The organism is Nocardioides albertanoniae, from assembly GCF_006716315.1.
Taxonomy (GTDB): domain Bacteria; phylum Actinomycetota; class Actinomycetes; order Propionibacteriales; family Nocardioidaceae; genus Nocardioides; species Nocardioides albertanoniae.
In genome coordinates, this window is sequence record NZ_VFOV01000001.1 from 668,258 (window position 1) to 691,085 (window position 22,828).

General features: G+C 69.5%; 21 protein-coding genes. 8 read left to right on the forward strand and 13 right to left on the reverse strand.

Going from position 1 to position 22,828, the window contains the following annotated elements:
* Position 1: 1 nt before the first annotated feature.
* The 3 genes from FB381_RS03195 to FB381_RS03205 all read left to right on the forward strand — a co-directional run bounded on the left by FB381_RS03195 (position 2) and on the right by FB381_RS03205 (position 3,058).
* Positions 2-940 (forward strand): siderophore-interacting protein, encoded by a 939-nt coding sequence (locus FB381_RS03195; RefSeq protein WP_141778946.1) that lies wholly within the window; start codon positions 2-4, stop codon positions 938-940.
* Between the two features lie 83 nt (positions 941-1,023).
* On the forward strand, positions 1,024-2,754 hold the full coding sequence (locus FB381_RS03200) for a sodium:solute symporter family protein (protein WP_141782584.1): 1,731 nt from the start codon (positions 1,024-1,026) through the stop codon (positions 2,752-2,754).
* A 10-nt stretch (positions 2,755-2,764) separates the two neighbouring features.
* Positions 2,765-3,058 (forward strand): hypothetical protein, encoded by a 294-nt coding sequence (locus FB381_RS03205; RefSeq protein ID WP_141778947.1) that lies wholly within the window; start codon positions 2,765-2,767, stop codon positions 3,056-3,058.
* A gap of 23 nt (positions 3,059-3,081) precedes the next feature.
* Here FB381_RS03205 and FB381_RS03210 read toward each other — a convergent pair whose 3' ends face one another.
* The 8 genes from FB381_RS03210 to FB381_RS24400 form a co-directional block, all read right to left on the reverse strand.
* Positions 3,082-3,843: a DUF4097 family beta strand repeat-containing protein gene (locus tag FB381_RS03210; RefSeq protein ID WP_141778948.1), complete on the reverse strand. Its 762-nt coding sequence runs from the start codon at positions 3,841-3,843 to the stop codon at positions 3,082-3,084.
* A 109-nt stretch (positions 3,844-3,952) separates the two neighbouring features.
* Positions 3,953-4,531, reverse strand: coding sequence for a toxin-antitoxin system HicB family antitoxin (locus FB381_RS03215; protein ID WP_141778949.1), 579 nt, complete (start codon positions 4,529-4,531; stop codon positions 3,953-3,955).
* Between the two features lie 219 nt (positions 4,532-4,750).
* Positions 4,751-8,218 (reverse strand): (Fe-S)-binding protein, encoded by a 3,468-nt coding sequence (locus tag FB381_RS03220; protein ID WP_141778950.1) that lies wholly within the window; start codon positions 8,216-8,218, stop codon positions 4,751-4,753.
* Positions 8,219-8,412: 194 nt separating this feature from the next.
* The gene (locus tag FB381_RS03225) at positions 8,413-9,687 is read right to left on the reverse strand and encodes a choice-of-anchor P family protein (RefSeq protein ID WP_141778951.1); all 1,275 of its coding nucleotides are present in this window, start codon (positions 9,685-9,687) and stop codon (positions 8,413-8,415) included.
* 286 nt (positions 9,688-9,973) lie between these two features.
* Positions 9,974-11,059: a hypothetical protein gene (locus tag FB381_RS23795; protein WP_170225035.1), complete on the reverse strand. Its 1,086-nt coding sequence runs from the start codon at positions 11,057-11,059 to the stop codon at positions 9,974-9,976.
* A 172-nt stretch (positions 11,060-11,231) separates the two neighbouring features.
* Positions 11,232-12,095 carry an HpcH/HpaI aldolase/citrate lyase family protein gene (locus FB381_RS03230; protein ID WP_141778952.1) on the reverse strand — a complete coding sequence of 288 codons (864 nt, stop codon included), beginning with the start codon at positions 12,093-12,095 and terminating at the stop codon, positions 11,232-11,234.
* Between the two features lie 2 nt (positions 12,096-12,097).
* Entirely contained in the window at positions 12,098-13,165 is a 1,068-nt protein-coding gene (locus tag FB381_RS03235) for an HpcH/HpaI aldolase/citrate lyase family protein (protein ID WP_141778953.1), read from the reverse strand.
* Between the two features lie 86 nt (positions 13,166-13,251).
* Positions 13,252-13,383 (reverse strand): hypothetical protein, encoded by a 132-nt coding sequence (locus tag FB381_RS24400; protein ID WP_281285025.1) that lies wholly within the window; start codon positions 13,381-13,383, stop codon positions 13,252-13,254.
* 70 nt (positions 13,384-13,453) lie between these two features.
* On the opposite strand from FB381_RS24400, the gene FB381_RS03240 reads away from it, so the two are divergent.
* Entirely contained in the window at positions 13,454-14,425 is a 972-nt protein-coding gene (locus FB381_RS03240; RefSeq protein WP_141778954.1) for a GlxA family transcriptional regulator, read from the forward strand.
* Positions 14,426-14,427: 2 nt separating this feature from the next.
* On the opposite strand, the gene FB381_RS03245 is transcribed toward FB381_RS03240, so the two are convergent.
* Genes FB381_RS03245 through FB381_RS03260 form a run of 4 tightly spaced genes read right to left on the reverse strand, consistent with a single transcriptional unit; the run spans position 14,428 to position 19,045 of the window.
* Entirely contained in the window at positions 14,428-14,973 is a 546-nt protein-coding gene (locus FB381_RS03245; RefSeq protein ID WP_141778955.1) for a DnaJ family domain-containing protein, read from the reverse strand.
* A 25-nt stretch (positions 14,974-14,998) separates the two neighbouring features.
* Positions 14,999-16,426: an MFS transporter gene (locus tag FB381_RS03250; RefSeq protein ID WP_141778956.1), complete on the reverse strand. Its 1,428-nt coding sequence runs from the start codon at positions 16,424-16,426 to the stop codon at positions 14,999-15,001.
* The gene (locus FB381_RS03255) at positions 16,423-17,736 is read right to left on the reverse strand and encodes a M20/M25/M40 family metallo-hydrolase (RefSeq protein ID WP_141778957.1); all 1,314 of its coding nucleotides are present in this window, start codon (positions 17,734-17,736) and stop codon (positions 16,423-16,425) included. Before FB381_RS03255 ends, FB381_RS03250 begins: the two co-directional genes overlap by 4 nt.
* Positions 17,737-17,746: 10 nt before the next feature.
* Positions 17,747-19,045, reverse strand: a complete 1,299-nt coding sequence (locus tag FB381_RS03260; RefSeq protein ID WP_141778958.1) for a C39 family peptidase — start codon at positions 19,043-19,045, stop codon at positions 17,747-17,749.
* Between the two features lie 86 nt (positions 19,046-19,131).
* On the opposite strand from FB381_RS03260, the gene FB381_RS03265 reads away from it, so the two are divergent.
* The 3 genes from FB381_RS03265 (at position 19,132) to FB381_RS03275 (ending at position 21,937) form a co-directional block, all read left to right on the forward strand.
* Complete coding sequence (locus FB381_RS03265; RefSeq protein WP_246087940.1) at positions 19,132-20,280, forward strand: GTPase family protein; 1,149 nt, start codon at positions 19,132-19,134, stop codon at positions 20,278-20,280.
* Positions 20,281-20,370: 90 nt separating this feature from the next.
* A complete protein-coding gene (locus tag FB381_RS03270) occupies positions 20,371-21,027 on the forward strand; it encodes a dihydrofolate reductase family protein (RefSeq protein WP_141778960.1) in 657 nt (218 codons plus the stop codon).
* 16 nt (positions 21,028-21,043) lie between these two features.
* Positions 21,044-21,937 (forward strand): SDR family NAD(P)-dependent oxidoreductase, encoded by an 894-nt coding sequence (locus FB381_RS03275; protein ID WP_141778961.1) that lies wholly within the window; start codon positions 21,044-21,046, stop codon positions 21,935-21,937.
* Between the two features lie 22 nt (positions 21,938-21,959).
* Here FB381_RS03275 and FB381_RS03280 read toward each other — a convergent pair whose 3' ends face one another.
* Positions 21,960-22,556 carry a nitroreductase family protein gene (locus tag FB381_RS03280; RefSeq protein WP_141778962.1) on the reverse strand — a complete coding sequence of 199 codons (597 nt, stop codon included), beginning with the start codon at positions 22,554-22,556 and terminating at the stop codon, positions 21,960-21,962.
* A gap of 143 nt (positions 22,557-22,699) precedes the next feature.
* Between FB381_RS03280 and FB381_RS24405 the strand changes: the two genes are divergently transcribed.
* A complete protein-coding gene (locus tag FB381_RS24405) occupies positions 22,700-22,822 on the forward strand; it encodes a hypothetical protein (RefSeq protein WP_281285026.1) in 123 nt (40 codons plus the stop codon).
* Positions 22,823-22,828: the final 6 nt, after the last annotated feature.

The window sequence follows — 22,828 nt, forward strand, 5'->3', positions numbered from 1 at the left end:
CATGCCGATCCTCGCCCGCGTCTCCGTGCGCTCCGTCGAGCGCCTCTCGCCGTCCTTCGCCCGCATCGAGCTGGCCGGTGCCGACCTGGCCGACCTCGGCAACGACGGGCCGTCGTTCGACCAGCGCATCAAGCTGATCTTCCCGGCCACCCCGGGCGTGCTCCCTGACCTCGCACCCGGCGACTGGTATTCCGAGTGGCTGGCCATCCCCGACGACGAGCGCCCCCGGATGCGCACCTACACGATCCGGTCGCTCGAGGGGGAGGGCATCGAGAAGCGCCTGTACGTCGACTTCGTGCTGCATCCCGGAGCCCACGGCCCCGGCTCCGACTGGGCCGGCTCGGCCCGGCCCGGCGACGAGATCCTGGTCGTCGGCCCGAAGCTCGGCGAGGCGTACGGCGGGATCGAGTGGCTCCCCGGTGACGCCAGCCGGCTGCTGCTCGTCGGTGACGAGACCGCCGTGCCGGCGATCGTCTCGATCCTCGAGTCGTTGCCGGCAGACGCCACCGGCACGGCGTTCCTGGAGGTGCCGGTCGCTGCCGACGTACAGGAGGTCTCTGCTCCGGAGGGCGTCAACGTCACCTGGCTTCCACGAGAGGGTGAGCCGGTGGGCGCGCCGTCCCTGGCGGCCGTCGGCGGCCTGCTGGGCTTCGAGGCGAAGCCTGACGAGCTGGCCACCGTGCTGGTCGTCGACCCCAACCTGTGGGAGACACCGGTCTACTCCTCCTCCGGCGAGACCGTCACGGCGGCCTGCCATGGCACCGACGACGGCACCGACAAGAGCGCGAGCGAGGCCGTGGACGGGCGCTACGCCTGGATCGCCGGTGAGTCCCGGATGGTCACCGCCCTGCGCCGACACCTGGTCAACGAGCTCGAGATGCCCCGCAAGCAGGTCGCATTCATGGGCTACTGGCGCGAAGGCGTGTCGATGAAGGGGTGACCCCGGGCACACTTGCCGCGAACACGGGGTTAGGTTTGATGCGCCCAATCCAATAGAAGGGTCTTGGAATGCAAGCAAGCATCCTGGCCGCGGACACCCTGATCCAGGCCAACGCGGTCGACTATCTCCTGATCGCCATCTACTTCGCATTCGTTCTCGGCATCGGCTTCCTGGCCAGTCGGGGCATGTCGAACTCGGTGGACTTCTTCCTGTCCGGTCGGTCCCTGCCCGCATGGGTGACCGGCCTCGCCTTCATCTCAGCCAACCTCGGCGCCGTCGAGATCATGGGTATGTCGGCCACAGGAGCTCAGCTCGGACTGCCCACCGTCCATTATTTCTGGATCGGCGCGGTGCCGGCCATGCTCTTCCTGGGTGTCGTGATGATGCCCTTCTACTACGGCTCCAAGGTGCGCTCGGTCCCCGAGTTCATGAAGCGTCGTTTCGGCACCGGTGCCCACCTGGTCAACGCGATCTCGTTCGCGATCGCGCAGCTGCTGATCGCCGGCATCAACCTCTACCTGCTCGGTGCCATCGTGCACGCGCTGCTCGGCTGGCCGCTGTGGGTCGCGCTGATCGTGGCCGCGGTGATCGTGCTCTCCTACATCACCCTCGGTGGCCTGAAGGCAGCGATCTACAACGAGGTGCTGCAGTTCTTCGTGATCGTGGCCGCTCTGCTGCCGCTGACGCTCCTCGGTCTCCACCGGGTCGGCGGCTGGGACGGCCTGACCGCCAAGATCACCCAGGCGGCCAACGACAACCCCGACACCATCGCGCCGGCCGCCGGACAGCTCAGCTCCTGGCCCGGTGCCGCGCTGACCGGCTTCGACTCCGACCTCCTCTCGGTGATCGGCATCGTCTTCGGCCTCGGCTTCGTGCTCTCTTTCGGCTACTGGACGACCAACTTCGTCGAGGTCCAGCGAGCGATGGCCGCCGACTCGATCAGCGCCGCCCGCAAGACGCCGATCATCGGCGCCTTCCCGAAGATGTTCATCCCGTTCATCACCATCTTCCCCGGCATGATCGCGGCGGTCCTGGTCACCGAGATCGCGCGTACGAAGGCGGGGGAGTCGGTCGCCGGTGGAGCCTCCGGTGAGGGCGTGACCTATAACGACTCGCTGCTCTACCTGATGGCAGAGGTGCTGCCCAACGGTCTGCTCGGCCTGGCGATCACCGGTCTGCTGGCGGCGTTCATGGCCGGTATGGCGGCCAACGTCTCCGCGTTCAACACGGTGGTGTCCTTCGACATCATCGAGGAATACATCATCAAGGACCGGCCCGACGAGTTCTACGTCAGGCTCGGCCGCTGGGCGACGGTCGGCGCGACCGCGGTCGCGATCTTCACCGCGGCCCTGGCGTCCAACTTCTCCAACATCATGGACTACCTGCAGACCCTGTTCGGGTTCTTCAACGCGCCGCTGTTCGCGACGTTCATCCTGGGTATGTTCTGGAAGCGGATGACCGCGACCGCCGGTTGGGCCGGTCTGGTCTCCGGCACCCTGGCCGCGGTGCTCGTCGGCATCCTGTCCGACGGCACGCTCGGCGGGCTCTCCGTCGGCGTCCTGCCGCTGTCGGGCCAGGGCGCGTCGTTCGTCGCTGCCGGTGCGGCCTTCGTCGTCGACATCGTCGTCAGCGTGCTCGTCTCGCTGGTGACCAAGCCGAAGCCCGAGGGCTCGCTGAAGGGTCTCGTCTACTCCGAGACTCCCAAGGAGGACCTGGTCGACGCCGAGGACGCCGGACGTGCGTGGTACTCACGGCCGGTGCCGCTGGCCGGCCTTGCCCTGGTCATGGTCATCATCTTGAACGTGATCTTCTAAGGAGACTGAGATGCCTAGCGAATCCAACACCGCTGAGACCGCCAAGAGCGGCGGAGTCCTCGGCACGCTGCTGTCGCTCTTCGACATCCGCAACGTGATCGGGGCCCTGCTCGCCGTCTACGGCGTCATCCTGCTCCTGATGGGGCTGATCGGTGACCCGGAGGTCGAGAAGACCGGCGGGCCCAACGCCAACCTGTGGGCAGGCATCGTCCTGCTCGTCATCGGCGCGATCTTCCTCGCCTGGGGTCTGCTGCGTCCGGTCGTTCCGGACGCGCCGACCCCTCCGGGTGCGGAGAAGAAGTAGGCCCTACGAGGCCCGGAGCCCGATCAGAGCCCGATCAGAGTGACGTCACCGCTGACCGTGGTGGTGCGGAGCTCGACGTAGGGCTCACCCTCGGCCGGTGCGCCAGCGCTCTCGACAGTGCTGGTGCACCGGCCGCTCACTGTGTTGACGTCGGTCCACACCGGGGTGCCGTTCGGGATCCCGATGCGTACGTCGGCCGAGGCCGCCTTCACCGTGACCCGGCCGGCGTGCACCGTGTGGATCGCGAAGTCGCCCGAACCGGTCGAGTGGCTCACCTCGCCCTCGGCCTCGTCGATCTCGACGCTGCCCGACCCGGTCTTGACCTTCAGCTCGTGGACGGTGCCGATCCGGATGTCGCCGGACCCCGACTTGATCGACGCCCGGCCGTCGAGGGTGTCTGCCTCGGTGTCGCCGGAGCCGGACTCCGACTGGAACTCGTCGGTGACCCGGTCGATGCGTACGTCGCCCGAGCCGGTCTGCACCCACGCTGCTCGGAGCACGCCCTGGGTGGCGATGTCGGCGCTTCCCGTGCGGGCCCGCAGCTGGCTGCGCGACGGCACCCGCACGGTGATCTCGTATCTTCGGGAGCGGCTGAGCGGCCCCCGGTGCGGCTCGGTGATGCTGATCGCGTCGCCGCGCTGCTCGACGACGACCTCCTCGGCGTCTTCGCCGTCGATCTCGACGACCGTCTCGTCGGTCTCGGTGGCCTCGACCTCGAGGTTGCCCTTGCCGAACTCGACCAACAGCTTGGCCGGGGCCGTGGACATGAAGGTGTAGGTGCTCATGATGCTGCTCCTGAATCTGTGAGTGCTGCTGTGGGTGTGCTGATCCACCGGACCGGCCAGGTGGCCGTCCGCTGTCGTGCGTCTGTCGTGCGTCTGTGGTGTGGTCGGCTCAGAGCCAGCCGGTCATCCGCTTGTCGGACCGGTCGCGCGGGCTGCCGCGGAACGGGTCGAAGGCGCCCATCGCCTCGCTGACGATCTGCGGGATCGCGGAGAGGTCGACGTCGACGTTCACGCCGCTCTCGCGAGTCGCCGCGCGCACCGCGCCGACCAACCAGGTGTTGAGCGACTGGCCCGCGTCGGCGGCCGCCTCCTCGGCCTTCGCCTTGAGCGACTCCGGGATGCGGAGGGTCACTCGGGAGAGGGCGTCGTCGGTCTCGGGCTCCAGAGGTTGCGGGGGAGAGGGAGGTGCCGGCGGCGCGGGCGCGACCGGCGGGGTCGGTTCGAAGGCCGGAAGGGTGACCCCGAACTCGAGGTCGCGGCCCTGCAGACGTACGTCGACGTTGCCGGCCGGCAGCTCTGCGGTGATCTCGGAGGCGGCCTGGCTGACGGCCTCCATGATCGCCAGCCGGACGGCCGGGTCGAGAGCGAACCCGAGTCGCTCAGCGGTCTCGCGTGCCTCCGGGCCCGATGCCTCGGCCGCTGCCAGAAGGTCCCGTCGGAGACTGTCGATGTACGGCGTGATGTCCATGCGCACCACTGTGACACCATTTTGACGTCATCGCAACTGTGATGTGACATCACGTGGTGTTAGACTCGCTTGCCGAGAAGTCACGTCTGCAGGTCGAGTGGGCACGTACGTGCCCACTCGACCTGCAGACGTGACGCTTCGACCTTCGCCGTAGACGACGATGGCACCTTGCGATTGCTCGCAAGGTGCCATCGGCTGGTGCAGCGGACTGCGCCGGGATCAGAGGTCGAAGAGCGACCCTGAGTCGTGGATGTCGACGTCCGTACGCGGCGTGTGGGCCTCGCCGCTCGCGGCCGGGGCCGGCTTCGACTCCTGCGTCGGCGCGGCTTCGGCAGGCGCCTCCTCAGGCTCGGCCTCAGCAGGTGCCTCGGCCTCCTCGGTCGGCGCCTCTGCCTCGGCCGGTGCCTCTGCCTCGGGCGCCGCCTCGACGGCGGTGTCCTCGGCCGGAGCGGCCTCGGCAGGGGCTTCCTCGGCCGGAGCCTGGGGAGCCGGAGCCTGCGGGGCGGGAGCTGCCGAGGCGGCGACCGCACCCTCCGGAGCCGAGATGTCGAAGAGCGAGCCGAGGTTGTCGAAGTCGACGTCGCTCCTGGGCTCCGAGGTCGCTCCCGAACCAGCGGCCGTGGCCTCGGCAGCCGCCGCCGGAGCGGCAGGCGCCGCCGGAGCGGGCTCCGCAGGAGCGGCAGGCTCTGCGGGAGCAGCCTCGCTCGGAGCGGCCTGTGCCGGAGCAGCAGCCTCGGGCGCCTTGGCAGGAGCCGCCTCGGGCTCCTGGGCCGGCAGATCGAAGAGCGAACCACCGGCGTTGAGGTCGACACTCGGCTCGGCCGGGGTGGTGCCCGAGGCCGTGTCTGAGGTCTCCGCAGCGGCGGGCGCCTCGGGCTCGGCGGCAGCGGGTGCGGCCTTCGCCTCGGGAGCCGGCTTGGCCTCCTCGGCGGGGGTGGCCGGCACGTCGAACAGCGAGCCACCGGCCCCCAGGTCGACAGCAGGCTTCTCGGCGGGGGCCTCGGTCGCAGGCTTCTCGGCAGCCGGGGTCGACTTCGCCTCGGGCGCAGCCGGCTCGTCGGCAGGTACGTCGAACAGCGAGCCACCGGTGGTGTCGGCGGGCTTCTCCGGCTCGGCGGGCTTCGCGGGCTTCTCGGGCTCGGCAGCCGGGGCGGGGGTGTCGAAGAGCGACCCGCCGCCCGAAGCACCGCCGGAGGCGGGCTCCTGCGGTGCAGGCGTGTCGAAGAGCGAGGAGGCGTCGGCGGGAGCCTTCTTCGTCTCCTCCTCGGCAGGCGAGTCGAAGAGCGACGAGCCTCCGGCAGCAGCCGCGCCGCCGGCAACGGCAGCCCCACCGGCGGACGAGCCGCCGCCGTCTGAGTCGGCGCCGGCCTTGTCGGCCGGAGCGGACTTGCCGGCCGGTGCCGCCTTGGCGGTGGCGCCGACCTTCTCGCCCTGGCCCGGGGCCAGCTTGGTGGCCTGCTCACCCTTGACGGACGCGAGCAGCATCTGCGCGACGTCGAGCACCTCGACCTCTTCGCGAGCGCCACCGCTGGACTGGGCCTTGGTCAGACCGTCGGAGAGCATGACGCGGCAGAACGGGCAGCCGACGGCGATCTGGTCGGCGCCGGTGGCGACGGCCTCCTCCGTACGGTTCTCGTTGATCCGCGAACCGATCTTCTCTTCCATCCACATCCGGGCGCCACCGGCACCACAGCAGAAGGAACGCTCGGAGTTGCGGGGCATCTCCTTGTACTCGGCACCCGGCATGATCTGGAGCAGCTCACGCGGCGGCTCGTAGACACCGTTGTGCCGACCGATGTAGCACGGGTCGTGGTAGGTGATCGAGCGCTTGTGGGCGCCGGCACCGTCGGCCACCGGGGTCAGCTTGCCCTCGCGTACGAGCCGGTTGAGCAGCTGGGTGTGGTGGACGACCTCGAGCTCGATGCCGAACTCCTTGTACTCGTTCTTCAACGTGTTGAAGCAGTGAGCACAGGTGGTGACGGCCTTCTTGACCTTGAACTCCTTGAACGTCTCGACGTTCTGCTGAGCCAGGCCCTGGAAGACGAACTCGTTGCCGGCGCGGCGAGCGGAGTCACCGGTGCAGGTCTCGCCGTTGCCGAGCACGCCGAAGGAGACCCCGGCCATGTCGAGCAGCTCGGCGACGGCGCGGGTGGTCTTCTTGGCACGGTCCTCGTACGCCCCGGCACAGCCGACCCAGAACAGCCAGTCGACCTCCTCGAGCGACTCGATGTCCTTGCCGACCTCCTTGACGTCGAAGGGCAGGTCCTTGGCCCAGTCCATGCGCGCGTTGGCGTTCATGTTCCAGGGGTTGCCCTTGCCCTCGAGGCCCTTGAAGAGGCCGTTGAGCTCGGAGGGGAAGTTGGACTCGACGAGCACCTGGTAACGGCGCATGTCCATGATGTGGTCGACGTGCTCGATGTCGACGGGGCACTGCTGGACGCAGGCACCGCAGGAGGTGCAGGACCAGAGCACGTCCTCGTCGATGACGAAGCCGCCGTCCTCGGGGTTGTAGAACCAGTCGAGCACCTCGGCGTTGCCCTCGGCACCCTCAGGGGCGCCGTCGGCCTTGCCGACCAGCGGCTTCTCCTTGAGGTCCGAGTCGCCGGCGGCGGCGTACGCGTGCTCGCGCATCGCCATCATCATCAGCTTCGGCGAGAGCGGCTTCTCGGTGTTCCAGGCGGGGCACTGCGACTGGCAGCGACCGCACTCGGTGCAGGTGGTGAAGTCGAGGATGCCCTTCCAGGAGAAGTCCTGGATAGAGCCGACACCGAGGATCGCGTCCTCGGGGATGCGGTCCTCCTCGACGTCCTCGAGGGTGACCGGCTTGCCGTCGATGAGCATCGGCTTGATCGAGCCGAGCGCGGTGCCGAGCGGGCGGGCGCCCTCGGAGTCGGACGTACGCGACCCCGGCTCGCGCTTGAACCAGATGTTGAACCAGGCGGTGAAGCGGTGCCAGGCGACACCCATCGTCAGGTTGGAGGAGATCACCATGAGCCAGATCAGCGCGGAGAGGATCTTGAAGCTCGCGATGACGTAGATGATGTTCTCGAGCGAGCCGATGGAGCCGTGGCCGGTCGGGTAGAGGCCACCGAAGAACTGCGCGAGCGGGAAGTGGAAGCCGGTGGCGTGCTCGGCGTGCTCGCCACCGTGCGCCAGGGCGAGGTTGTACTCCGCACCGCGGATGAACAGGATCGCGATCGACTCGAGCAGCACCATGGCCTCGACGAAGAACGCCTGCCACATGACCGAGCCGTAGAACCGCGTGCCGCGGCCCAGCTTCTTCGGCTGGTGCATGAGCCGGTAGATGATCAGCGGGATGATGCCCAGCGCGCCGAGCAGGCCGAGACCCTCCGCGACCCACTCGTAGAGGAAGAACTTCCCGATGAACGGGATCGTCCAGTCGGCGGAGAACAGCTGGAAGTAGGCCGAACCGACTGCCGTGGAGAGCACGATGAACGCCGCGAAGGCGAACCAGTGCAGGATGCCGACCCAGGTCCACTGCAGCATGCGCGTGTGGAGGACGGTCTCCTTCAACATCGTCAGTGTTCGTGCCAACGGTTGATCGACGCGGCTGATCGGCGTACCGATCTTGATGACCGCGAGCATCGACCTGACCGCCTTGGTCGTCAGATAGACGGCGGCCACCGTTGTCGCTAGACACAAGACGATGGCGATGATCTGCAACATGCCTGGGCGCTCCTCATCAGGGGCAGGACTGCCGGAATGGGACCGAGCCTAATGCCTGTGCTCGGCTCGGTCGCGTAAGGGTAGGTGGGATACTACCCACGAGTAACTTCAAAAAGAAGAACGGCCCGCGACCTGGTCAGGCCGCGGGCCGTTTCTGAGGACCCTCGAGAAGACGGTCTCAGTCGATCAGCACATCACCGGTCAGGGTTGACCGCGAAGCGCGCGTGACCGATGTTGACGTGGGACTTGGTGCCCTCGGTCGCGTCGAGGAGGGTCAGTCGCAGGGCGACGACCTCGACGAGCTTCTTGCTGCGGTTGGTGACGACGTTGGTCTCGATCTTGAGGAGGCCCGGGATGTCGACGCGGGAGAGCGCCGAGCGGAGCTGCTCGAGGGAGACCTTCTTGTCCTGGATGTAGATGTCACCGAACTTGGTGCCCGACGTGGAGGTCGAGGTGCCCTTGTCCTTGGTGTACTTGGCGTTGGCCTGAGCACGGATCGCCTCGATGCGGATGGCGCCCTTGCCGATGTTGACGTTGGCAACCTCACCGAAGCTGTAGCCGGTGGCGGAGGTCTTGGTCTGGCTCGAACGCTGACCGCTCGAGAGGCCCTTGACGTTCACGATGCTGCCGGCGTCACCCAGCGGGACACCCGCGAGGGACTTGGAGAGCTCCTTGCCCTTGGTGCCGGTGCAGACGACGTTGGTCAGCGGGTTCTTGCCGACCTCGACCTTGCCGCCGAGGGCGCTGGCGTCGACAGCGGCACCGAAGCCACCGAAGACACCCGAGTAGACCTTGCCGTTGATGTCCGCGCGCGAGCGACCGACGATGACCTCGGAGTCGCTGCCGTGGAGCTTGATGTAGATGCCGTTGGCGTAGGACATCGCACCGTTGGCGTTGGAACGCTCGGTGACGTTGCCCAGGCCGATCGTGGCGATGCCCGGGATGACGAGCGGCTTGTCGCGGCCCGGCACCTTGAGCTCGTGCTTCGGGCCGGGGCCGGCCGGGTCGAGGACGACGCGGGCGACGTCGGACGTGGCGTCCGACTTGTAGCCGCTGCCGTTCCACCACGCCTGCGAGGTGGAGCTGAGGCCCTCGACGGTGACCTTGCCGAGCTTGTTGTTGTTCAGGACGACGTTGGCGATCTTGTGGGTCGAGATGACCTTGACCGACTTGCCGGACTTCACGGTGCGCTGCCGGGTCTCGGTAGCGCCGATCTTGCCGAGGCCGGGCACCTTCGCGCCGGCGGTGTTGTTGCTGACGTCGTGACCAGCCTTACGGGTGCACCCGACGGTCTGGTATCCGAGGTCTCCCGAGTTGGCCGGCAGCTGGCCGCCGGTCACGCGGGTGCCGAAGCCGTTGGCGAACATCCCGAAGGAGGTAGTCGTCAGAGCGGCCTGTGAGGGTGCCGGCACAGCCAGGACGCCACCGGTAAGAGCGGCGGCGGCTGCGGACAGCACGAGCGTACGCATGCTTCGCATTGTTGGTTGGACTCCGATTCTGCGGTGGGGATCCCCCAAGATCCCCGCAACGGGGCCGTGCCACCTGCCAGATCCGGGGGAACCTGGCGCACTCCCGAGTTAAGGGGTGGCACATCGCTCAAACGAGAGAAAACGCGAGAAGTTATCGGGGTCGGGGATCTATTTCTGAATGATCCGTTCGGGCCATGCTGAAACCACCCGGAACGTACGCAGCGGGCCGCGACCTGTGGAGGTCGCGGCCCGCTGGGAGCAATCGTCAGGTTTTACCGAGCCGGAATCACCGGGTCAGGTCGAGGTTGATCCCGGTGAGGGTGCCGACGACGCCGGTGGTCGCGTCGAGCGTCGGCGCGACCACGTTCTCGCCGAGCGTGGGCTGCTTGGGCTCCGGCTGAGGCTCGGGCTCGGGCTCCGGCTCGGGGGCAGGTGCCGGAGCCGGGGCGGGAGCCGGGTCCGAGGTCTGGTCGCCGCCACCGCTGCCGCTGTCGCCGCTCGGGGCGGAGACCGTGCCGCTCGAGGAGTGCGAGCCGCCGTAGGACTCGGCGCTGGAGGGCGCGTCGTAGTTGCCGCTGGAGTGCTTGCCTCCGGCCGTGGCGCGCTCGACCGCGGGCGAGATCTCGGCTGACGGGACCGAGCCGTCGGGGACGATGACGCCGGGGGCTCCGACGACCTCTTGGTCGCCGACGTACTCGATCACCGGCGAGGCGTCGATCTGGTTCGAGTGGGCCTTGACCTGCTGGGTCTGGGCCTGCACGTCGGTCTCGGGGCCGACGTTGGCCTGGGCGAAGGCGCCGATGGCGGCCGAGGCGATCGCCATCGCCGCGAGCGGCAGCAGGATCGCCTTCTTGCCGCGGCCACGGCCCTCGGCCTCGGGGCCCTGGTCGATGAACGACGGCTTGTGGGTCGGCGCCTGGGCGGCGGCGTAGGCCGGCATCGCCGGGTTGGCGTACATCATCGGCCGGGCGGGGTGCAGGCGCGGCTGCTGCGCGGCGTAGGGGTTCGGCTGGAAGGCCTGCTGTGGCAGCTGGTCGTGCGCCGGCATCGGGCGGCGGTGGCTCGGGCGAGCCGGCTGGAAGAAGCTGGCGTCGGGTCGCGGCGAACCCTGCGGGGCGCGAGACGCGCCGGGCGTACGCTGCGGCAACCCGTCGACGCCCGGGATCTGCCCGTCGCGAGGCGCGGGGGAGTAGGGCGTGTAGCGCGGCGCCGGCGCCTGCCCGGGGGCGGCGTGCAGGTTCGGGTTGGTGAACCACGACTCGGTCGCGGGCTGGATGCCCTCGAGAGCACGGGCGGCGATCTCGAGCGGGTCGGGGGCGACACCGTCGACCGGACGCTTGAGCGGTCGCGGCCGATAGTTCTGATCAGTCATGAACTCTGTCTCCTGCGCGCATAGTCAGTGGGGTGGAGCCGCGCGCCTGGATACCCCACCAGAATCTCGCGGAGTTGTCACCTTCTCCTCCGCTCACTGTTACTAAATGGGCCAAAAAATTTGAAGTTGGTAACAGATTAGATACTGGCGGGGGTATCCCGGGACTGCTGGGTCAGAGATCGGCGATCGCGGCGGCGATGCTCAGGGTGCGCCGGGCCGACTCGACGTGGAGGTTCTCGACCATCTTGCCGTTGTAGGTCACCACGCCGCCGTCGCTCGCCTCCCAGGTCTCGATGAGGCCCTGGGCGTCCTCGACGGCCTGCTCGCTCGGGGCGAAACCGGCGTTGGCGCCCTCGACCTGGGCGGGGTGGATCAGGGTCTTGCCGTCGAACCCGAAGATGCGGCCCTGATCGACCTCGGCCGCGTAGCCCTCGGCGTCCTTCACGTTGTTGTAGACGCCGTCGAGGATGACCTTGCCGCTCGCGCGTGCGGCGAGCACGGCCAGCTGGAGGCTGGTGACCAGGTTGGCGCGGGCCGGGACGTGGTCGACGTACAGCTCCTTGACCAGGTCGTTGGTGCCCATGACGAGCACCGTCAGCCGCTCGGAGGCCGAGGCGATCTCCTCGGCGTGGAGGATGGCGTACGGGCTCTCGATCATCGCCCAGAGCTTGGTCTGCTCCGGCACGCCGGCCTTCTCGAAGGCGGCGACGAGGTCGTGCACCTGCTGGGCGCTGTTGACCTTGGGCACCACGATCGCGTCGGGCGCGGCCTTCGCGGCTGCGGCCAGGTCGTCGGCGTGCCACTCGGTGTCGGCGCCGTTGATGCGGATGGTGAGCTCTTTGCTGCCGTACTCACCCGAGGCCACCGCGGCTGCGGCGTTCTCGCGTGCCTGGGGCTTGGCCTCAGGGGCGACCGCGTCCTCGAGGTCGAGGATCAGCGCGTCGGCCTGGATCGACTTCGCCTTCTCCAGGGCCCGCTCGTTGGAGCTGGGCATGTAGAGGACGGAGCGGCGGGGGCGGAGGGTCTGCTCGGTCATGATCAGTCCACCTCGATGGTGTCGTAGAGCTCCTTGAGCTTCGGGTCGATGGCCGCGAGCTCCTCGGCGAGGTCGACGAGCACCAGGCACTGCTTCAGCGAGGCGTCGTCCTCCATCTTGCCGTCGAGCATGACCGCGCCGGTGCCGTCGCCCATGGCGGCGACCACGCGGCGGGCGTGCTTGATGTCTTCGACGCTCGGGGAGAAGACGCGGTTGGCGATCTCGATCTGCTTGGGGTGCAGGCTCCAGGTGCCGACGCAGCCGAGCAGGAACGCGTTGCGGAACTGGTCCTCGGCCGCGACCACGTCGGTGATGTCGCCGAAGGGGCCGTAGTAGGGGTAGATCCCCGCCTCGGCGCACGCGTCGACCATCTTCGCGATCGTGTAGTGCCACAGGTCCTGCTGGAAGATCGTGCGCTCGCCCTGGATGTCGCCGTCCTTCGGGTCCTGGCGGACCAGGTAGCCGGGGTGGCCACCGCCGACGCGGGTGGTCTTCATCTTGCGGTCGGCCGCGAGGTCGGCGGGGCCCAGCGAGATGCCCTGCATGCGCGGGGAGGCCAGCGCGATGTCCTCGACGTTGGCCACGCCGCGCGCGGTCTCGAGGATGGCGTGGATGAGGATCGGCCGCTCGACGCCGCCCTTGGCCTCGAGCTGGGCGAGGATCCGGTCGACGTAGTGGATGTCCTCGGGGCCCTGCACCTTCGGCACCATGACGACGTCGAGCTTGTCGCCGATCTCGGTGACCAGGGTGATCAGGTCGTCGAGCACCCACGGGGAGTCGAGGCTGTTGATCCGGGTCCACAGCTGCGTGGGTCCGAAGTCGGTGGCCTTGGCGATCTCGACCAGGCCCTCGCGCGCGGCGACCTTGTTGTCGGCCTTGACGGCGTCCTCCAGGTTGCCGAGCAGCACGTCGACGGTGCCGACCATCGCGGGCACCTTCGCGGCCATCTTCGGGTTGGACGGGTCGAAGAAGTGGATCGCGCGGCTGGGCCGCGCCGGGATCTCCCGCGGCGGCGTGGGGGCGCCCACCGCCAACGGTGCGAAGAAGTCCTTGGGGCTCTTGTGGCTCATGGCGACACCATAACGGCCGGTAACTGCTCCCATGTACGCCGTCCGCTGGCCGTCCGGTTCTGGTGCGGCAGGTCACTTCCCGGCCGTCATCGTCGCCGGGACGGATGGTTGGTCGGCACCTTGGAGCCGTGGCGGATCTTCGCGCCGGCGTCGATGCCGGCGAGGGTGGCGCGCACGGTGGCGCGGAGCTTGCTGGGGTTCTTCCGGTTCGTGGTCATGACTCCATCGTGGTCGTGACGAGCCTGCTGGAGGAGTGGCAGGATGGACGAAGAGTGATAGATTTCTGCCATGGCCATCGTCGAAGCTCACACGACCAAGCCGACCGTCGCGATCCCGGTCGTCGACGGCATGACGCTCTTCGAGGTCGGCATGCCGCTCGAGGCGCTCGGCTACGACTGGGACCACGACGCGAGCCCCCTCTACGACGTGGTGCTCTGCGGAGACCTGCGGGGCGTGCGGGTGCACGGCGGGCCGCGCCTGATGCCCCAGCGGCCGATGTCGGCGCTGGCCGAGGCCGACACCGTGCTGGTGCCCGCGGTGCGGCCCGACGAGTCGATCAGCGCGACCCTGGTGCGCGAGCTGCGCCGGGCCGCCGAGGCCGGAGCCCGGATGGTGGCGCTGTGCACCGGTGCGTTCGCGCTCGCCGAGGCCGGGCTGCTCGACGGGCGGCGCGCGACCACCCACTGGCGGTGGGCCGAGCTGTTCCGGCGTACGCATCCGGGGGTCGAGCTCGACCCGCGGGCGATCTACGTCGACGACGGCGTGCTCACGAGCGCCGGGTCGGCCGCCGGGCTCGACCTGTGCCTCCACCTGATCCGCACCGACCACGGCCAGCACGCCGCCAACACCATCGCCCGCAACCTGGTGATCGCCTCGCACCGGGACGGTGACCAGGCACAGTACGTCGCCGCCGACCCGCTCACCGAGCAGGCGCACTGGCTCGACGAGCTGCGCACCTGGCTGCGGGCGAACCTGCACGGCGACATCACCCTCGAGCGTCTGGCGGCGACCGCCGCGGTCTCACCGCGAACTCTTGCCCGACGCTTCCAGCGCGACCTCGCGACGACGCCGATGCGGTGGGTGGGCGCCGAGCGGATCGCGGTCGCCAAGACCCTCCTGGAGACCACCGACCTCTCCATCGACCGGGTCAGCCACGAGGCCGGCTACTACTCACCGGTGACCTTCCGGGCCGGGTTCACCGCCGAGGTCGGTGTCTCCCCGGGGCGCTATCGCTCCCGTTTCTCCGCGCGGGCCAGCTGAGCTCAGCGCCGCTGCCACCAGCGGCGCTTCGCCGTGGCCGCTCGGCGGCGTACGTCGTGCCGGGCGGCCTCCGCGCGAGCGGCCCGGCGCTCGCGCCAGGCCTCGAGGGTGGCGTCGACGTCGCGGGGCATGGTGATCAGCGGCGGGCCCTCCGGGGCGCCGTAGCGGGCGGCGATGACCCGCTCGTTGAACTCCTCGACGATCTTGCGGGCGCCGTCGTCGCTGGTCTGCTTGTCGAGCAGGTCGTCGAGGGCGGCGTCGTCCTTGCGGAGCTGGACCGAGGCCGGGAGCATGACGATCTGCTCGCGCTCGACGAGCTGCTTGACCCACCAGTCGGGGTCGTGGTCGCGGTCGAGGTTCTTGATCGGCTTCCCGGCGCCGGGAAGATCGTCGAACTCCCCGCGCTGCACGGCCTGCTGCACCTGCAGATCGACCCACTTCACCTGGTCACGCATGCGGGCGGCGGCCGCAGCCTTGCTCGCGTCTGCGTCGAGCTGCTGCGTGCGCTCCTCCGGACGGCCCTCCGGCCAGTCTTCGCTCTCGGGCATGTGGTCACCTCCAGCGTTCACGAGTTTACCGACGGGAGGAAAGCAGCATCGCGCCCGCCACGGCGGCGGCCAGGCCGCAGACCGCCCACACCGTCAGATATCCCGACAACGGCGCGTGGCCGAGCCCGGCGTCGGCGATGGAGCCGTCGGCCGCCAGCGCGATCGCGAAGACCGCGGACGCGATCGCACCGCCGACCGTCTTGGTCGCGTTGGTCATGCCGGTGGCGAAGGCCGTGCGAGAGGCCGGGGCGGCGGCCGCGGCGGCCGCCGGGAGGGAGGCGACCAGGGTGCCGGAGCCGAGACCGATGACGGCCATGGCGAGCAGCCCGTGCCACAGCTCGGTGTGGAGGGGGAGCCAGAGCAGATAGCCGACCGCCACGCAGAAGCAGGCGACCGCCTGGGCACGCGCCGCACCGAACCAGCGCGAGGTCAGCGGCAGCGCGAACGCGCTGATCGCCATGAAGACGACGTACTCCGCGATCAGCGCCGACACGAACCCCGCCCCCGCTCCGAGCCCGTAGCCGACGACCTCCGGGTCGGTGCGCGCGAACGTCGACAGCGGGATCTGCGCGCCCAGCACCGACATCCCGAACAGGAACGCGGTCAGCTGCACCGGCCACTGCGCACGCGAGACCAGGAGGCGTACGTCGACCAGCGGCTCGGCCCGTCCGGCGTCGTCGACCGCGGTCTCGATGCGCCAGAACGGGACGATCGCGACCAGCCCCACGAGCACGAGACCCCAGGCGAGCAGCGACCCGCCGCCGAGGACGCGTACGCCGACCAGACCCGCCATGACCAGGCCGAGCACGATGGTGAGCACCGCGAGCCCGAGCCAGTCGAAGGCACCGTCGCTGGTGCCGGAGTCGCGCTCGATGCCGACGGCGATGACCACGAAGACCGCGGTCACCGCGACCGCCGGGAAGGCGAGGATCGCCCACATCGGGAGCACCCCGACCAGGGCCCCGGCGGCGACCGCGCCGATGATCACCGAGAGCTCCAGGGCGCCGACCAGCACGCCGGCGGCGCGCCGGGTCAGCGCGGTGTCGCCACCGGTGCGCTTGTGGATGATGGCGACCTCGAGCGGGAGCCAGATGACGTAGGCACCCTGGATCGCCCAGGCGACCAGGAACGAGCCGAAGTCGGGCGCGACCACGGTCCACCAGGTGGCGAGCGCGGTGATGCCGGTGGCCAGCAGGAGCACCTTCTTGTGGCCGATCAGGTCGCCGAGCCGGGCCAGCGGTGGCACGCAGAGCGCCGAGACGATCAGCTGCGCGGCCTCCAGCCAGTTGAGGTCGGCGTCGGAGACGCCGAGATGGTCGGCGAGGTCGCTGAAGATCGGCGTGTAGTAGCCCTGCAGGATGCCGCTGGCGAACTCGACGGCGACCAGGAAGCCGACGACGACCCAGATGCCGCGGGCGGTCCTGTCGACGAGCGTGGGGGACTCGGCGTTCACAGCTCCTCGATCAGCCTCCGGTAGAAGCGCACGCCGTCGAGCAGGTCGTCGACCCCGAGATGTTCGTCGGCGGCGTGGATCGAGGCCCGCTGCTCGGCCGTCATCCGGAACGGCGCGAACCGGTAGACCCGGTCGCAGATCTCATAGAAGTGCCGGGAGTCGGTGGCGGCGAGCATGATGTAGGGCGCCGCGACGGCCTCCGGGAAGACCTCGTCGATCACGGTCTCGATGTGGTGAAAGGCCTCGTCGCGCGGGGAGACCGGTGAGGGTGGCCCGTCTTCGACGACGCGGATCTCGACGGAGTCGTCGGCGATCGCCTCGCGCAGCCGCTCGACCACCTCCGCCACCGTCTCGCCGACCATGACCCGCAGGTTGACGCCCGCGGTGGCGACCGTCGCGATGACGTTGAGCGCCGGGCTGCCCTGCAGCGTGGTGATCGCGACCGTCGTACGCGCCAGGGCGGCCGGCTCCGGGCCGAGCCGGACCAGCGCCCGGGTCAGGGCCGGGGCGAGCCGGGCGGCGTTGGCCATCAACGGGCGCAGCGGCGCCGGCGCGTGCGGCGCGAGCCTGCCGAACATCTCCACGGTCGGCGCCGGCATGCTCACCGGCATCCGCACCCGGTCGAGCCGGGTCAGCGCCCGCGCCAGCCGCACCGTGGGCGCGTTGCGCCTCGGCGTCGAGGAGTGGCCGCCGTCGCCGGTCACCCGCAGCTCGACCGAGGTGGTTCCCTTCTCGGCCACCCCGATCACCCCGACCGGGGTCTTGACGCCGGGGAACGCGTCGTAGGCGATCGCGCCGCCCTCGTCGATCACGAACCACGGCCGCACCCCGCGTGAGCGCAGCTCGGCGACGGCGCCCTGGGCAGCGCGCCCGGAGATCTCCTCGTCGGAGCCGAAGGAGAGCCAGACGTCGTGGGCGGGCACGAACTCCTCGGCCAGCAGCGCCTCCACCGCGGCGCAGATGCCGATGAGGGAGCCCTTGTCGTCGAGCGTGCCGCGGCCGTGGATGACGCCGTCGACCACCTCGCCGCTGAACGGGTCGCGGCTCCAGTCCTGCCCGGTCACCGGCACCACGTCCTGGTGGGCCATCAGCACGACGGGCCTCTCGCTCGAGGCCCCGCGCCAGCAGAAAAGCAGCCCGTGCTCGGGGACGCGGATCAGCTCGAGATGCTCGTGGAGCAGCGGGAAGTGCTCGCGGAGCACCGCGTGGAGGCGTACGAACGCCTGCTCGTCGATCAGCGACTCGTCGCGGTCGCTGACGGTGGGCGCCCGCACGGCGGCCTGGAGGGCCGCGACGACGTCGATGCTCACCTGTGGACGCTCACCAGTTGTGGGCCTGACCGGGGACGTTGCGCGGCAGCTTCACGTCGTGGGGGTGGATGACATAGGTGACACCGTCGGTGGCCTGCTGCCAGACCCGCTCGAAGTTGACCCGGGTGTAGACGTTGCGTACGCCCTCGTTGGTGTTGCTCGCCGGGTCGTAGATGATCGGGTCGCCGTCGGCTGTGAAGCCGCCCAGGACGACCAGGTGGCCGTCGGTGCCGTAGCCGGCCTCGGGCATCTCCTCCTCGGTGAAGCTCAGCGAGAAGACGAGCGGGATGCCGGCTTCGATGAACCGCTCGGCCTCGGCCAGGGAGCGGATCCGGGTGACGAAGGAGTCGAGGCCCCAGCGATGGGCGTAGGCGGTGTTGAACGGCCAGTTGCCCGCGCCCTCGTAGGCGTAGTCCCAGGCGTTGATCGCTGCGTAGTCGACCTGCGGGTCGCCGTTGGGCGCCTCGATGTCGGCGAGTTCGGCGGGCGGCACCTCGCGACCCCAGTAGTACTGCACCATCGAGGTGGAGGTCGGCGAGCACCAGACCTGTCCACCGCCACCGAACTCCGGATACTCGCCTCGGTGGATGTTCTGGCTGAACCGGGGCAGCCCGAGATCGATCTCGCGGTCGAGGGTGGGCTCGCTGGTGCCGGGATAGGCGGAGTCGGGGAGGTATTCGTTGGTCATCGTCGAGACCGACCGCAGGCTCGGTGAGGTGGTCGCACCCTCGGGACGCAGCAGGGTGACCTTCGTCTGGAACGCGTCCGGCTCGTGGCCGGTCTTCGCGACGTACGTGTCGGTGTAGAGCGCCGCGTCGGTGTCGGACTGGCCGTCGAGCGAGGTGCGGTGGATGTCGCCGGCGGCGAAGTCGTCGCCCGCCGTCCAGCGGCCCATCACGAACCACTTCGTCCAGGCGCCGTCGGCCTTGCGACCGCGGAACTGGATCTCGGCCCAGGTGCCGGTCGGGGTGTCGAGGTTCCACGAGGTGACCGACTCGTCGACCGGATAGCCCGTCTCGACCACCGGCGAGGTCCAGGTGCCGTAGTCGTAGGTGCGTGCGCTGCCGTCGCCGAACGGGTCGGTGTAGGAGACCGTGCCGGCGCCGTCTCCGGCGATCCTCAAGGAGGAGTGGGGACCAGGCCTGAGGCTCTTCGAGGTGCCCTTCACGAAGTCGCCGACACCGTCCCAGTGGGTGACGCTGATGTCGGTGACGGCGGGCTCGACAGCCTGGGCCGAGGAGATCGGGGCGACCAGCACTGCCGAGGCGCCCAGCGCGACGGCCCAGGTGAGACGGGTCCGAAGAGTCATGCCTGGGAGGGTAGACCCGCCGCGACCCGCGCGGGAGCGAAATGGAGCCGATGCTTTGTGGGTGCCTGATGGCATCCTTGACCGCCGTGAACAACTTCGCATCCCACGGCTGGTTCAAGGACGAGTTCCACAAGCGGTATGCCGAGTCCGCCAAGGAGATCGGCAGGTTCAACCTGGCCCTGTTCGGCAAGACCGGGGTCGGGAAGTCGACGCTGGTCAACGCCGTCTTCGGGGCCGAGGTCGCCAAGACCGGGATCGGTGAGCCGGTGACGAGGGAGTCGACGCTCTACCTGCACACGAGCGGCTTCTTCGGCCTGCTCGACACCCAGGGGCTGGAGATCGGCGTCGAGGGCGACCGGGTGATCAAGGATCTCGCCAAGGTGATCCAGGAGCGGCGCCGTCGGCCGCCGGCCGAGCAGATCCACGTGGCCTGGTACGCCATCCGCTTCGCCGACCGCCGCTTCGAGGAGACCGAGGCCGAGTTCGTCCGCAAGCTCGCCGACCTCGGGCTGCCGGTGGTGCTCGTGATGACGCAGGTGCCGACCTCGCCGACCGGCGACTACCACCCCGACGCGGTCGAGTTCGCCCAGCAGATCGATGAGCGGGCGCTGCCCGTCTACGGCTCGCGGGTCTATCTGACCAACGCGAAGGCCGACGACTTCTCCGGTCAGCAGGTGCACGGGCTGCAGGCGTTGGTCGATGCCACCTTTCGCTGCGCGCCGGAAGGCGTACAGGACGCCCTCACCGCGGCGCAGAAGGTGGATGTCAAACGTAAGCAGGAGCAGGCCAACGCGGTGATCGCCGGTGCCGCGACGGCGGCCGGTGCCGCCGGGGTCACGCCGATCCCGTTCTCCGACGCGGTGGTGCTCGTGCCGATCCAGCTGGGCATGATGGCCAGGATCTCGGCGATCTTCGGGATCGAGGTCGACAAGGCGGCGATGGCCTCCATCGCGGCCACCGCCGCCGCCACCCAGGCCGGGCGCTCCGTGGCCGGCAACCTGCTCAAGTTCGTGCCCGGCTTCGGCGCCGTCGGCGGCGGGGCGATCAACGCCACCGTCGCGGCCGGCTTCACGGTCGCCATCGGCGCGGCATGGTCGACCGTCTGCGTCAAGCTCGCCGAGGGCAAGCTGCGTGGTGTCAACGGCGCGCTCGACACCGAGAGCATCCGGTCGCTCTTCCTCGACGAGCTGAAGAACCAGATCGCGAAGATGAGGCTCAACGCCAAGAACCAGTGACTCGACGTGACCGTGACTGTCGATCTGTCGGCTGCTGGTTCGACGTCAGGGTGACGAGCCGCCGTCAGGGCGGCGGATGAGGAGATGGACATGGCACGCGTACGCGCTCACAACATCGGCATCTCGCTCGACGGTTTCGCCACCGGCGAGGGTCAGAGCCTGGAGACGCCGTTCGGCCACGCCGGCATGCGGCTGATGGAGTGGTTCTTCCCGACCGCGACGTTCCAGGGCGCCAGCGGTGACCGGGAGCGGGTGGAGGTCGACCCGGCCGCCGAACCCGACGACGTCTTCGCCCGACGCGCCTGGGAGGGCATCGGCGCCGAGATCATGGGCGCCAACAAGTTCGGTCCGCCGGGATGGCAGGACGACGCCGACTGGACCGGCTGGTGGGGCGACGAGCCCCCGTTCCACACGCCCACCTTCGTGCTGACCCACCGGCCCCGGGAGCCGGTCGAGATGGAGGGCGGCACCACCTTCCACTTCCGCGACGCCTCGATCGAGGACGTGCTGGCCGAGGCCCGCGAGGCCGCCAACGGCCAGGACGTACGCCTCGGCGGCGGCCCGTCCTCGCTCCGCGCGTATCTCGCGGCCGGTCTCGTCGACCACCTGCACGTGGTCGTCACCCCGATCGTCCTGGGCCGCGGCGTACGGCTGTGGGACGGGGTGGAGGCGCTCGAGGACGGCTACGAGGTCGCCTCGACCACCACCCCGAGCGGAGTCACCCACGTGACCTTCGACCGCCGCTGAGGCCTAGGGTGCAGGCGTGGTCAGCCTGTTCTCGCTTCCGCTCCTGCAGTCACCTCGGGCGCGTGTCGCCCGCACGATCCGGGCGGTGACCGGCCGTCCCGGCCCGCTCAGCGGCCGCACCGTGCTGGTCACCGGCGCCAGCTCGGGCATCGGTGAGGCGACGGCGTACGCCGCCGCCCGACGTGGCGCCCACGTGCTCCTCGCCGCGCGCCGGGTCGACGAGCTGGAGCGGGTGGGTGCCGCGATCGAGGAGGCCGGCGGGCGGGCGTCGGCCTATCGCGTCGACATGGCCGACGGCGACTCGATCGACGCGCTGGTCGAGCGGCTGCTGGCCGAGCACGGGGCGGTCGACTACCTGGTCAACAACGCGGGCCGGTCGATCCGGCGCTCGCTGGAGCTGACCTATGACCGTATGCACGACTTCGAGCGGATGATGGCGGTGAACTACTTCGGCGCGGTGCGGCTCACGATGGGGCTGCTGCCCGCCATGCGCGCCCAGCGCTTCGGCCACATCGTCAACATCGTCACCTGGGGCAACCAGATCAAGGCTCCGAGGTTCGCCGCCTACATCGCCGCGAAGTCGGCCCTCGACGTCTTCGGACGGATCCTGAGCCGCGAGGCCTACTTCGACAACGTGACCTGCACCAACATGCGCGTCGCGATCGTGCGTACGCCGATGATCGCACCGACCGCGGAGTACGAAGGTCGCGGGGAGAGCCCGCAGGAGTGCGCCGAGCGCGTCGTCCGGGCGCTGGAGGACCGGCCCGTGACGGTCGACGGTGCGTTCGGTTCGGTCTACGAGATCCTCAACGTCGTGACGCCGCGGCTGGCCGATCTCGCGATGGCCGTCTCGCACGTGCGTGGGTCCGACTCCGCGGCTGCTCGTGGGGCGGCCCGCGCCGAGCGCTGACCGGCCCGGTCGCCGCCGGGCGCTACCAGCGACCGCGGTGGACGACGTCGTCGACCGGCGTACGCCTGCGGCGGGTGGGTGACCCCTTGGCGCCGCCGGTCGCAGGATGTCCGATGGTGACCGCGCCGATCGGGTCGAAGGTGTCGGGGATGCCGAAGGCGTCGCGCACCGCGCGGTCCGACTCGGGCGGGATGCCGAAGTAGAGCGCGCCGAGGCCCTCGTCGACCACGGTCTGCAGGATCAGCATGGTCGCCATCGCGGTGTCCATGTGCCAGAACGGCATCGGCCAGCGGGCCTCGTCGCGATCGTCCCAGCCCTTGTCGGGCTCGGCGTAGCGGTCGAGATAGGCAGCTTTCGAGGAGCAGGGGATGACGATCACCGGCGCCTGCATCATCCCGGTGAGCCACGTGTCCGGAGCGCTGACGTCGGCCGTCGCCTCCCAGTAGCGGCGCACGTCCGCGGCGGTGTCGAGCACGAGGAAGCCCCAGCCCTGGGAGAAGCCGGCCGACGGTGCCCGGGTGGCGTTGTGGAGGATCCTGTCGAGCACCTCAGGCTCCACCGGATCGCTGCTGTAGCTGCGAACCATCTTGCGGCGGCGTACGACCTCGGAGAACTCCATAGGTGAAGTCTCCCGCCTAAGGCGCAGGGGCAGTGCCCCAGGTCGCAAAGTAGGGCGCGCGACCGATCCTGCCGCCTACCTCAGCGGAGGAGTCTTCTCGATGTCAGCACGACACCGACGAAGAACCAGCACAGGAGACCGAGATGTACACCAGCGTGGGTTACGAAGCAGAGGTCAAGTACCGCCGCCAGCAGATCAAGCAGGACCTGGCCAAGCACCAGCGGGCCGGCCAGGCCCGTCAGGCGCGACGCAACCGCACCCGTTGAGATGCG